Annotated in this window: 9 protein-coding genes; 1 reads left to right on the forward strand and 8 read right to left on the reverse strand. The window is 63.5% G+C overall.

From position 1 onward, the window contains the following. Positions 1-10: 10 nt before the first annotated feature. From DM374_RS14745 to DM374_RS14780, 8 genes are all read right to left on the reverse strand, one after another. Positions 11-1,654 carry an acetolactate synthase large subunit gene (locus tag DM374_RS14745; protein ID WP_110970506.1) on the reverse strand — a complete coding sequence of 548 codons (1,644 nt, stop codon included), beginning with the start codon at positions 1,652-1,654 and terminating at the stop codon, positions 11-13. Positions 1,655-1,701: 47 nt separating this feature from the next. After that, positions 1,702-2,427: a transporter substrate-binding domain-containing protein gene (locus DM374_RS14750; protein ID WP_110970507.1), complete on the reverse strand. Its 726-nt coding sequence runs from the start codon at positions 2,425-2,427 to the stop codon at positions 1,702-1,704. 95 nt (positions 2,428-2,522) lie between these two features. Further along, a complete protein-coding gene (locus DM374_RS14755) occupies positions 2,523-3,776 on the reverse strand; it encodes an OprD family porin (protein WP_110970508.1) in 1,254 nt (417 codons plus the stop codon). A 107-nt stretch (positions 3,777-3,883) separates the two neighbouring features. Beyond that, a complete protein-coding gene (locus DM374_RS14760; protein ID WP_110970509.1) occupies positions 3,884-5,200 on the reverse strand; it encodes an MFS transporter in 1,317 nt (438 codons plus the stop codon). Between the two features lie 73 nt (positions 5,201-5,273). Further along, positions 5,274-6,326, reverse strand: coding sequence for a lactonase family protein (locus tag DM374_RS14765; protein WP_110970510.1), 1,053 nt, complete (start codon positions 6,324-6,326; stop codon positions 5,274-5,276). Between the two features lie 77 nt (positions 6,327-6,403). Beyond that, positions 6,404-9,082 (reverse strand): aconitate hydratase AcnA, encoded by a 2,679-nt coding sequence (acnA, locus tag DM374_RS14770; protein WP_110970511.1) that lies wholly within the window; start codon positions 9,080-9,082, stop codon positions 6,404-6,406. A 146-nt stretch (positions 9,083-9,228) separates the two neighbouring features. Continuing rightward, on the reverse strand, positions 9,229-10,119 hold the full coding sequence (locus DM374_RS14775) for a LysR family transcriptional regulator (RefSeq protein WP_110970512.1): 891 nt from the start codon (positions 10,117-10,119) through the stop codon (positions 9,229-9,231). 246 nt (positions 10,120-10,365) lie between these two features. Next, positions 10,366-11,061, reverse strand: a complete 696-nt coding sequence (locus tag DM374_RS14780; protein WP_110970542.1) for a FadR/GntR family transcriptional regulator — start codon at positions 11,059-11,061, stop codon at positions 10,366-10,368. A gap of 286 nt (positions 11,062-11,347) precedes the next feature. Between DM374_RS14780 and DM374_RS14785 the strand changes: the two genes are divergently transcribed. Beyond that, on the forward strand, positions 11,348-12,127 hold the full coding sequence (locus tag DM374_RS14785) for a transporter substrate-binding domain-containing protein (protein ID WP_110970513.1): 780 nt from the start codon (positions 11,348-11,350) through the stop codon (positions 12,125-12,127). The last annotated feature ends 6 nt before the right edge of the window (positions 12,128-12,133 follow it).

The following is a 12,133-nucleotide window of genomic DNA, read 5'->3' on the forward strand; positions in this document are numbered from 1 at the left end:
CGTCAAACCCTTAAACCGCCAGGGCGCGCTCACGCAGTTCGATGTTGAGGATGCGATCGTTCTCGCTGTAGTCGACCGGGCAGTCGATCACGTGCACGCCCGGGGTCTTGATGCAGTGCTCCAGCAGCGACAGCAGCCCTTCGGCGCTTTCCACGCGGTGACCGTTGGCACCGTAGGCTTCGGCGTATTTGACGAAGTCCGGGTTGCCGTAGTCCAGGCCGAAGTCGGTGAAGCCCATGTTGGCCTGCTTCCAGCGGATCATGCCGTAGCCGTCGTCACGCAGGATCACCACGGTGACGTGCATGCCTAAGCGTACTGCGGTTTCCAGTTCCTGGCTGTTCATCATGAAGCCGCCATCGCCACACACGGCGATTACCGGACGGTCCGGGTACACCAGGTGCGAAGCCATGGCCGACGGCAGGCCGGCGCCCATGGTCGCCAGGGCGTTGTCGAGCAGCACGGTGTTGGGCTTGTGCGCCTTGTAGTTACGGGCGAACCAGATTTTGTAGATGCCGTTGTCCAGGGCGACGATGCCTTCGGACGGCAAGGCGCGACGGATGTCGGCGACCAGGCGCTGCGGGTAGATCGGGAAGCGGTTGTCGTCCTTGCCTTCGGCGATCTGCAGTTCGTTGGCTTCGCGGATCGCCAGCAGGCGGGTGAAGTCCCAATGCGAGGTGTCGCCCAGGCCTTCGGCAATCTGCCAGACGGCGTTGGCGATGTCGCCGATCACTTCGATCTGCGGGAAGTACACGGCATCGACTTCGGCGGAGCGGAAGTTGATGTGGATGACTTCGGTGCCGCCACGGACCATGAAGAACGGCGGCTTCTCGATCACGTCGTGGCCGATGTTGATGATCAGGTCGGCCGCTTCCACCGCACGGTGCACGAAGTCACCGGAGGACAGCGCAGCGTTGCCGAGGAAGCGCGGATCGCGCTCGTCGACCACGCCTTTACCCAATTGGGTGGTGACGAAAGGAATGCCGGTCTGGTCGATCAGTTGCTTGAGGACCTTGGCGGTCATCTTGCGGTTGGCGCCGGCGCCGATCACCAGGATCGGGCTGCGGGCGGTGCGCAGCTTGCTGATCGCGGCGTCGATGGCGACGTGCTCGGCCAGCGGACGACGGTGCAGGCTCGGCGGGATCGGCATGGCATCGGTCTGCTCGGCAGCGATGTCTTCCGGCAGTTCCAGGTGCACCGCGCCCGGCTTCTCTTCCTCGGCCAGACGGAAGGCTTCACGCATGCGCGAAGGGATGTTGTCGGCGGAAGCGAGCTGGTGGGTGTACTTGGTGATGGGGTCCATCATTCCGCACACGTCGATGATCTGGAAACGGCCCTGCTTGGATTTCTTGATCGGCTTCTGGCCGGTAATCATCAGCATCGGCATGCCGCCCAGGTAGGCGTAGGCGCCGGCGGTCACCAGGTTGGTCGCGCCAGGGCCGAGGGTCGCCAGGCTGACGCCGGTCTTGCCGGTCAGGCGGCCATAGGTCGCGGCCATGAAGCCCGCGGATTGCTCGTGGCGGGTCAGTACCAGCTTGATCTTCGACTTGCGCAGGGATTCCAGCAGGTCGAGGTTTTCCTCACCGGGAATGCCGAACACATACTCGACACCTTCGTTTTCCAGGCATTGCACAACGACATCGGCGGCCTTGGCCATCTTGCTTGCTACCTCAAATGGGATTGCACGGGTTAAAAGTCGATCACTCAGCGTGGAGCGCTGACATCGGTCTGTCCGGTGGCCAGCAACGCGCCACGAACAAAGCCTTGACGCAGGCAACGCTCAATAAAGTCACGCACATAAGCGGCGCCATTGTCGCACCTTTTCGGCACCGCCATCGCCTGCCGAATTGCGGTAAAGGCGCCGTCGAGCACCCGATAGCGCGAATCAGCGGCCGCGACCTTCTGCAACGGCTGGCGAACACCGGCGGCGGCATCCAGATTTTGCGCGATAAACAGGTCCACGGCGCCAGCCGAGGTGCCCGCCCGTTCCAGTTGCGCATGTTGCAAGGTACGGCTGAGAAACAGGTCATACGCCGCGCCCTCGCCCACCGCCAGGCGCAAACCGGCCTGGTCGAGGTCTTCGACCTGCTGGAACGGCGCGTCTGCACGCACCAGATAAGTGCCTTCGATCAGCACATAGGGATCGCTGAAGGCGATTTGTGCCTCGCGTACCGGCTCGATGGCGAGGAACGCCAAGGTCCAGGCGCCGTCTTCCAGCGCGGCGAAAACCTTGCCGGCGGCGTCGAAGGTGCGCATTTCCAGCGCTACGCCGAGTTCGTCGGCCAGCGCTTTGGCCAGGGCCACGGAGACACCCTGAGGCTCCCCGTCCGGACCGCACTGAGCCAGGACCGGATTGCCGAAGTTGATGGCGGCGCGGAGGATGCCGTCGGGAGCAAGGTCGGCGAGGACGGCGGCGTTCGGGGTAGTCATGCAATCAAACTCCATGGGGGATTGGGCCTGCCACGCAGGCCATCGCGGTTACAACCGCTGCTGCAGACGGCGTGCGCGGTAGAGGGCGTTCGGTATTACCAGATCGGCAAGGTATAGGAAACGATCAAACGGTTTTCATCGGCACCGCGGGCGAAACTCGACCGGTACGCCGCGTTGCGCCACTTGACTCCGACATTCTTCAGCACCCCGGACTGGAACACATAGCCCAAGTCGGTATTGCGCTCCCATTCATGCCCCGCGCCGGCCGCGGTGGCGGCATCGGCCTGGTCACCCCTGACGTAGCGGCTCATAAAGGCCAGCCCCGGCACGCCGATGGCGCTGAAGTCGTAGTCATAGCGCACCTGCCATGAACGCTCGCCGGGCTCGGCGAAATCGTTGATCTGGATGTAATTGGTCAGGTACGGGTCGGTGCCGTTGATGAATGGCATCGATGTTGCGCCGTTCATTTTCTGCAGGCCCAGCCCCACGGCATGGCCGCCAAGGCTGTAGGTGAACAGCGCATTCAGCGCCCCGCTATCGATCCGCCCGCCGCAGGCCGCACCTGCGTCGTTGCTGAGCATGTAGCGCAGGTCGCTCTTCAACTTGCCGGGGCCGAAGCTCGCGGTATGGACCAGCGCGAAGAAGTGCTGGCGATAGACCTTTTCCAGCTCGGCGTACTGGTAGCTCAACAGCACCTGCTTGCCGAGGGAGTAGTCGGCACCGCCGATCAGGTAGGCATCACCCTCGGCAGTGCTGCTGAAACGGCGGTTTTTGTTGTTCAGGGTCAGGCCGACGGCGTTTGTCGAGTCGCGGTCGGTCATGCGCTCGAAACGCGCGCCGGTGACGGTCAGGCCGTCCAGTTCCTTGATTGTCAGCAGGCCGCCGTCAAAAGTCTGCGGCAGGATCCGTCCGGTGTTTGCCTGCAGGGTCGCCAGCTTGGGAATCAGCGTGCCGTACTTCAGCTCACTGTTGGACACCCGTACCTTGGCGGCCAGCCCGACGCGGCCGAATTGGTCGGCGGCGCGACCGTCATCGTGGGTCGGCAACAGGCCGGATCCGGTGCGGTCCGGGCTTGAATCCAGTTTCACACCGAGCATGCCCAGAGCGTCGAGGCCAAAGCCGACGGTGCCGGCGGTGTAGCCTGAGCGCAAGTCGAGGATGAAGCCCTGGGCCCATTCTTCGCGCTTGTTCTGCCCGGCGCCGTCACGGAAGTCGCGGTTGAAATAGTAGTTGGACAGTTGCAGGCTGGCCTTGCTGTCGTCGATGAAACCGGCAGCGCTGGCGGTGCCGGCAGCCAGACACGGGAACAATGAAATCAGGGTCTTGATGATGTTTTTGTTGTTATGCATCAGTGTGGGTCCGTTCTTTGGGCATGCAGATGCCTTGGCCCCATTGATCGAGGCCAGGCGGGAAAATTTCAGTGAAGGGTTTGGGCCTGCTTCGCAGTCCCGATGGATCAATGGGCCGAAGCGGGAACCGGCTGCTCCGGCTCTTTGTTGTTCACCCGCATCAAGGCGGTCATGAGGAAGGCAATCGCCAGCAGCACACTGAGGAACACCAGCCCGGTGGCCGCGCTCTGACTGTTGCCCTTGACCACACCGATCATCGAAGGGCCGACGAAGCCGCCAAGGTTGCCAATGGAGTTGATCACCGCGATGGATACCGCTGCGGTAGTGCGGTCGAGGAACAGGGTCGGCAGCGCCCAGAACGGTGACTTGAAGCTGTAAAGGCCAGACAACGCGACACAGATCATCGCCATCGATAGCACCGGACTACCCAGCATGCCTGCGCCCATAAGGCCCAACGCCGCCACCAGCAGTGGCAATGCCGAGTGCATCTTGCGCTCGTTGCGGCGATCGGAACTGCGCGACCAGGCCACCATCACCCCGGTGGCGACGATGTACGGCAGCATGGCGATCAGGCCGATTTGGGTGTGGCTTAGCTCGCTGGAAAAACCTTTGATGATCTGCGGCATCCAGTAGCCGACGCCGAGGCTGCCGCACTGGTAGACGAAGTAGATGAACGCCAGGTACAGCACCTTGGTGTTGGTCATGGTCTTGAACACGCCCAGGCTTTTGACGTTCTTGCGGCTCTGGCGGTCGCGCTCGAGTTCGGCCAGCAGCCAGGCCTTCTCCTCCGGCTTCAGCCATTTGGCCTGCTCCGGTTTGTCGGTGAGGAAGAAGTAGCAGGCAACGCCCAGCAGCACCGCCGGGATGCCTTCGAGGAACAGCATCCAGCGCCAGCCGCTCCAGTCGAACCACTTGATGTTGTCCATGATCCAGGTGGAGAGCGGCGCGCCAATGATGTAACTGACCGGAATCGCCGCGGTGAACAGCGCCACAGTGGTGGCCAGTTCACGAGAGCGGAACCAGAAGGTCAGGTAGACGATCACGCCCGGGAAGAAACCGGCTTCGGCCACGCCGAGCAGGAAGCGCAGCACATACAACTGGTTGGCGCTCTGCGCAAAGGCGGTCGCTGCGGCGATGGCGCCCCAGGTCACCAGGATCCGGGCGATCCACACCCGTGCGCCGAACTTGTTGAGCATGATGTTGCTCGGCACTTCGAAGAGGAAGTAACCGATGAAGAAGATCCCCGAAATGAAGCCGAAGGCCTCGCTGGTCAGGGCCAGTTCCTTGTTCATTTCCAGGGCCGCGTAGCCGATGTTGGCGCGATCCAGGTAGGACACGATGTACAGCAGGAAAACGAACGGGATGATCCGCAAGGTGACCTTGCGGACGATCGCGTGTTCGTCGAGCGTATTGTTCTTGTTCATGGCGACCTCGTTGGGAGCAAGCTTGCGCCCGCTCCGTGCGTTTTTATAGTGACCGGGCCGAAGTCCGGGTGGATCAGGCAGAAAAAACCATGCACACCGGGCTGCCGGTGGCGATCGAGAAGCCGTTGTCGCGCAGGCCCCCGCTCGTCGCATCAACCGCCAGCGAGACGATCGAGTCGCTGTCCTCGTTGAGAACGAAGACGAATCGCTGGTTGGGCGTGAGGGCGAAGAAACGCGGGGTGCGGCCCTGGCTCGGGGCGAACTCCACCGGCGTCAGCACGCCGCTGGCGGCGTCGATGGCGAACACCGCGATGCAGTCACAGCCACGGTTGGAGGCATAGAGAAATCGCCCGTCGCGGCTCACTTCGATTTCCGCGGCGCGGCTGTTGCCGGTGAAACTCGACGGCAGCGACGGCAGCACCTGCACCGCCTGCAACGCGCCGCTCGCCGGATCGAAGCGGTAACTGGTGACGCTGGAGTCCAGCTCGTTGATCGCGAAGGCCAGCGGTGCCTCAGGGTGCAACGCCAGATGGCGCGGCCCGGCGCCTTCACGGCTGGCGACGAAGGCCTGCTCGGTGGGTGTCAGGTGACCGTTGTCAAAGCGGAACACGAAGATTCGGTCCAGGCCCTTGTCCGGCACCAGGACGAACTGGCCGCTGGCATCGAAGGCATTGAAATGCGGCTTGGCGAACGGTTGTTCGATCCGGTGCGGACCCGTCGGGCCGTGCAACGCCACCACTTGGCACAGGCCGCCGATGGCACCATCGGATTCAATGGCGAGCACCGCCAAGGTGCCGCTGACATGGTTGGACACCACCAGAAAGCGCTCGCTCGGGTCCAGTGCCAGGTGCACCGGGTTCTTGCCTTCGCAGCTCTTGCGGTTGAGAAAGGTCAGCCGTCCGTTCGCCTTGTCGATGCTGAAGGCGCTGACCTCGCTGCGGTCGCCGTGCACGGTGTAGAGGCGGTCGCCCTGGCGGTTGAGGACCAAAAACGATGGATTGACCAGGTCATCCACAGTCTGCACCAGGCGCAGGCTGCCTTGTTCCTGGTCAACGGCAAAGACGCTGATGCCGTCGCCACGGGCGTTGCGCTCGCGGGTGGTGCGGGAGCCGACGTAGGCGTACATGGGGGTGTTCTCCGGAATTGCGGTTTTTCTGTTGTTTTTGCCGCCGGGTCGCGGCCCTTTCGCGAGCGCGGGCGTAGTCAGCCGGCGGTGCGAGCGACCACCTTGCGAATCACGTACGGCAGCACCCCGCCGTTGCGCAGGTAACGGACTTCCTGGGTCGAATCGATGCGCACCAGCAAGTCCACGTCTTGCCGCTCACCATTGGCCCGGTGAATCACCAGGGTCACCTGGTTGTCGCCTACTCGCAGGTCGTCCAGCCCGATAAAGTCGAGCTGCTCGCGACCGTCCAGGCTGAGGTCGTCCACGCTCTGCCCCTCGCGGAACTGCAGGGGGATCACACCCATACCGATCAGGTTGCTGCGGTGGATCCGCTCGATACTGCGTGCCACCACCGCCTTGACCCCAAGCAGCGCCTGGGCCTTGGCCGCCCAGTCGCGGCTGGAGCCGGCGCCGTAGTTGATGCCTGCGAACACCACCATCGGCGTGCCTTGCGCGGCGTAGCTACTGGCCGCCTCGTACAGCGGCAGGCACGCGCGGTGGTCGGCCGTCCAGGCCCAGGCGCCCGGCCCCGGCTGCTGTTCGCCGAGCAAGCGGTTCCTCACCGATTTGTTGGTGAACGCGCCACGCAACATGACTTCGTGGTTGCTGCGCCGGGTCGAATACTGGTTGAGGTCTTGCGGGTCTTCGCCGCGCTCCAGCAGCCATTGCCCGGCAAGGCTGTTGGCGGGGATCGCGCCGGCCGGCGAGATATGGTCGGTGGTGACGTTGTCGCCCAGCACCATCAACACCCGCGCACCGCTGATCGCCAGGCTGCTTTTCGGCTCGGCCTGGATATCCGCCAGGTACTGTGGGCGACGCAGGTAAGTGGATTGCGGGCTCCACGGAAACTGCACGCTGCCCTCGGCGGAGAGCGCCTGCCAGTGGTGGGTGCCGTCCCACACCGTGGCCAGCCGCTGCTGGAAGAATTCGGGCCGCACGACCCTGGCTACCTGCTCGGCCACCTCGGTATCCGAGGGCATCAGGTCATGCAGGTAGACCGGCTGGCCGTCCGCGTCTGTACCCAAGGCATCGCGGCTCAGGTCGACATCGATGCTTCCGGCAATGGCATAGGCCACGCACAGCGCCGGGGACGCAAGGTAACCGGCGGGCACCTTCGGGTTGACCCGGCCTTCGAAATTGCGGTTGCCGGACAGCACCACCACGCCTTTGAGGCCCTGCTCGGCGAAGGCTTCGACATGGGTTTCGAGCTTGCCGGAGTTGCCAATGCAGGTCATGCAGCCGAAACCCGCCAGGTCGAAGCCCAACGCCGAGAAGTCCTCCAACAAACCGGCTTCAGCCAGGTAATCGGCCACCACCCGCGAGCCGGGGGACAGAGACGTCTTGACCCAGGGTTTGCGTTGCAGGCCGAGCTGCCGGGCACGGCGCGCCAGCAGGCCGGCCTGGATCATCAGCGAAGGGTTGGCGGTGTTGGTGCAACTGGTGATCGCCGACATCACCACCGCGCCGTGGGTGATGGACTGTTCGAACGAAGGCTCGAAGAATTCCCGGGCGCTCGACCCGGCGATCAGGCCTTCGCCACCCAGCACCTCATCACGGAACGACGCCGCAGCCGCCGATAACGGTTGGCGCTGGTGTGGCTGATGCGGGCCTGCGACGCTCGGTTCGATGCTGGCCAGGTCCAGTTCGATCAATTCGTCGAACTGCGGCTGTGCCAGCTCATCGCGGCGCCACAGCGGCTGGGCGCTCATGTAGGCAATAACCTGCTCGCGCAATTCGGCGGAGCGGCCGCTGAGTTCCAGGTAGCTCAGGGTTTCGCCGTCGAACGGGAAGAACACCACGGTGGCGCCGTACTCCGGAGCCATGTTCGACACCGTGCCGCGAGCGGCCCAACCCAGGGTGGACAGTCCCGGGCCAGTGAACTCGACGAACTTGCCCACCACCGAGCGCTGACGCAGGATCTCGGCCACATGCAGGGCCAGGTCAGTGGCGGTTACGCCGGCACGCAAGGCGTTGCTCAAGCGGATACCGATGACCTTGGGAAAGCTGATAGGCACCGGTTCGCCGACCATCGCCGCCTGCCCTTCCAGGCCGCCGACACCCCAGCCCAGCACGCCGATGGCGTTGATCATCGGCGTGTGGCTGTCGGTCGCGACCATATCGTCCGGATGCAACAGGCGCTGGCCGTCAGCCGTGCGGCTTTCCCAGATCACCTTGGCCAGGGCTTCCATGTTCATCTGGTGGATGATGCCGGTGCCCGGCGGGATCACCCCAAAGTTGTCGAGGCTCTTCTGCGCCCACTTGATGAAACGGTAGCGCTCGCTGTTGCGGCGAAAATCGATATCCAGGTTGGCTTCCACGGCGTCGGCTTCGGCGTAGCGCTCGACGATCACCGAATGGTCGATGGTCAGCACAGCGGGAATCAGCGGGTTCATCGCCTGCGGATCGCCGCCCAGTTCCGCAACCACATCACGCATGCCGGCGAAGTCGGCCAGCGCCGGCAGGCAGGTAGTGTCGTGGAACATCAGACGGTTGGGCTGGAATGGCACTTCGCAGTCCGGGCCTTGACCGGTGGCGCGGGCCAGCACCGGCGGCAGCGCCTCGGGCGAGCAACGCGCGACGTTCTCCAGCAGGATGCGAATCGAGTACGGCAAGCGTGCCACCTCGGTCGGCGTCAGCAGCTTGTACAGATCGACATAGGCAAATGTCTGTTGATCGATCACCAGGTGGGAAAAGAGGTCGCGGGCAGTTTCGGTCATGCGCTCATCGCTCGGCTTTTTTTCTGTTTTTACGGGCCGGGCAAGCCGGGACACCGTTGCTGAAGCCGATACTAGGAGCAGTGGAGAGCGATGAAAATTGATCAATTACCACGGCAGCGTTCTCCAATGGAGAACGCTTGCAGGCATCACTTTTCAGGCAGTTTCAGGTGATCGATGAAGGTGCGCAGGGTCGGCGACGCCGCGTCGTATTTGCGCAAGGCCAGCAGCAAAGAACGTTTGGCCCAGGGCTCGGCCAGGGTCACGGTCTTCAGGGCATGACTGCGCGGGTACTGGCTGACCACACTGCGCGGCAGCACGGCCACGCCGAGCCCGTTGGCAACCAGGCGGCACATGCAGTCAAAACTGCTGATACGGATCCTCAGGCGCAGCGGCAGGTCGAGCTTCTCCGCTTCGCGGGTGAGCAAGCTGTGGACCGAGCTTTCCAGGTGCGGGCCGACGAACTCATGCTCCAGCGCATCCCGGAACTGCACCGATTTACGCTGGGCCAGGGCGTGCCCGCCGGGCACCACCAACACCAGCTCGTCATCGCGGTACGGCAGGGTTTCCAGCCCTTGCGCGGCGGTCTGCGCAGCGATGATGCCAAGATCAGCACGGCCGTCGGCCACCGCGCGGACCACCGCCGAACCGACCCGTTCCTCGATATCGAACCTGATCTGCGGGTATAGCTCGGCGAATCCCGCCACGTCCTGCGGGAGGAATTGCGACAACGCCGAGGTGATGGCATGGATGCGGATGTGCCCCTTCACGCCGCTGGCGTAATCGCTCAGTTCAGTGTCGAGCTGAACCAGGGTCTGTTTCAGTTGCCGGGCGTAGAACAGCAGCGACTGCCCAGCCGGGGTGAGCTCGACGCCGCGGGCGTTACGGATCAGCAGTGGCGAGCCGATCTGTGCTTCCAGCTCGCTAATGCGCTTGCTGATCGCCGACACCGCCAGGTGCTTGATCCGCGCCGCACGCGTGAGGTTGCGCTCCTGAGCGACGGTGATGAACAGGTCGAGGCTGGTGAGGTCGTAGCGCACGCGGAAGATTCCTCGAAGGTCAGTGGTTGGCCAGGCGGTCGAGCGCGCGTCGGGTCACGTGCTCGATTCAGCCTGGCGGCTCAATTTGAAGGTTACCGAATGTTTGTTCAGTTTCACTAAGCCAAACCAAACAAACGCTCAGCAAGCCGACAATTCAGTAGAGCCGCGACATGAGTGAAGCCAACAGCGACCCGGGTCAGATCCCTGGGGAAGCGCTGTGGGACGAAGCCTTGGACTGGTTACTCGTCACCCACCAAACACGATCCCCGTGCGCGCCGCCGCATTGCGGATATGTTCCTGCATCGCTTTCTGCGCCGCGCTCGCTGAATGGCGGCTCAGCGCACGGAGGATCTTGCGGTGTTCCTGCCAGGTTTCCATCGCCCGCTCCGGGCGAATGAACGGCAGCTTCTGGCTCTCGGCGAAGATCGTTTCGCTGGAGGTGACGATGTGCAGCATCGCCCTGTTGCCGCTGGCTTCGAGCAGACGGCGGTGGAAGGCGAAATCGAGCTTTGCCGCCGCCTCGAACTGGCCGGCGCGCAGTTGCTCGCGCATGGCTTCGACGTTCACTGCCAGTTCATCGATGTCGTCGGCGGTCAGGGCGTTGGCCGCCTGCCCTGCAGCGAAGCCTTCGAGCACATAGCGCAACTGAAAGGTGTCCGCCGCGCCGATCTGCTGGGCGAACGGCCAGGAAAACCACGACGATTCCGGCGCCGGCTCGCTCTTGGCGCCCTGCACAAAGACGCCTTTGCCCGGCTGCACGCTGACCACGCCCAAGGCGCTGAGCGACGACAAGGCTTCACGCAATGACGCGCGGCTTACCCCCAGCCGTTCGGCCAGGTCACGCTGCGAGGGCAAGGCATCGCCGGGCTGGTAGTCGCCCTCGCGGATCAGCCGCTGGATGGCCTGCAAGGCCTGCTCGGGAACGGCGCTGCGGGGTGGAATATCGAGCATGTGGTCAGACCCGTCAGAACAAAGAATGCGCTGTTTTACGTCCTTTTCCCGGTACCACGCAAGTTTGGCCCCATCCTGGCGCAGGCCCGTAAACATTGCCTTTTCTCGGGGCAAAATGGGTTTGCATGGTTGTCACGGGCCCGGTAACTGTTCAGACCAGTAATACCGCCTAAATCCGGGCCTCCGGGAAAGTTTTCAAGATTTTTCCGCGCATGGCACGCCGGCTGCAATGGGCTCGAAACGATTCAGCCTATAGATCCGACCTGAGGTACTGACCATGAGTAAACTGCGCACCCTTCTGCTGGCTACCCTCCTGTGCGGCAGCGCCGTCGGCGCCCAGGCCGATGTGCTGGGCGACATCGCCCAGCGCGGTGTCCTGAAAGTCGCTGTGCCCCAGGACTTCCCGCCGTTTGGTTCGGTGGGCCCCGACCTCAAGCCCCGCGGCCTGGACATCGACACCGCGCAACTGCTGGCCGACAAGCTCGGCGTGAAGCTGGCCCTGACCCCCGTCAACAGCACCAACCGCATCCCCTTCCTCACCACCGGCAAGGTCGATCTGGTGATCTCCAGCCTCGGCAAAAACCCTGAGCGCGAGAAAGTCGTGGACTTCTCCAAGCCCTACGCGCCCTTCTACCTCGCAGTGTTCGGCCCGCAGGACAGCAGCGTCGACAGCGTCGAGGCGCTGGCCGGCAAGACCATCAGCGTCACCCGCGGCGCCATCGAAGACATGGAACTGAGCGCCGTGGCCCCGCAAGGCACCACCATCAAGCGTTTCGAAGACAACAACTCGACCATCGCTGCCTACCTCTCAGGCCAGGTCGATCTGATCGCCAGCGGCAGCGTGGTGATGTCGGCGATCGCCGAGAAGAATCCGAAGAAAGTCCCGGTGCTCAAGGTCAAGCTCAAAGACTCCCCGGTCTACGTCGGCATGGCCAAGGAACAGCCGGCGCTGCTGGAGAAGGTCAACGGCATCCTCGCCGAAGCCGTCGCCGACGGCAGCCTTAACCGCAACGCCGAGAAATGGCTGAAACAGCCGCTGCCCGCCGATTTCCAGTGAGCCCCT

Source organism: Pseudomonas huaxiensis, assembly GCF_003231275.1.
GTDB lineage: Bacteria > Pseudomonadota > Gammaproteobacteria > Pseudomonadales > Pseudomonadaceae > Aquipseudomonas > Aquipseudomonas huaxiensis.

Bases quoted from the DNA above. Each gene is read 5' to 3' on its own strand.
- DM374_RS14745 (WP_110970506.1), bottom strand. From the start codon at position 1,654: ATGGCCAAGGCCGCCGATGTCGTTGTGCAATGCCTGGAAAACGAAGGT.
- DM374_RS14750 (WP_110970507.1), bottom strand. From the start codon at position 2,427: ATGACTACCCCGAACGCCGCCGTCCTCGCCGACCTTGCTCCCGACGGC.
- DM374_RS14755 (WP_110970508.1), bottom strand. From the start codon at position 3,776: ATGCATAACAACAAAAACATCATCAAGACCCTGATTTCATTGTTCCCG.
- DM374_RS14760 (WP_110970509.1), bottom strand. From the start codon at position 5,200: ATGAACAAGAACAATACGCTCGACGAACACGCGATCGTCCGCAAGGTC.
- DM374_RS14765 (WP_110970510.1), bottom strand. From the start codon at position 6,326: ATGTACGCCTACGTCGGCTCCCGCACCACCCGCGAGCGCAACGCCCGT.
- acnA (WP_110970511.1), bottom strand. From the start codon at position 9,082: ATGACCGAAACTGCCCGCGACCTCTTTTCCCACCTGGTGATCGATCAA.
- DM374_RS14785 (WP_110970513.1), top strand. From the start codon at position 11,348: ATGAGTAAACTGCGCACCCTTCTGCTGGCTACCCTCCTGTGCGGCAGC.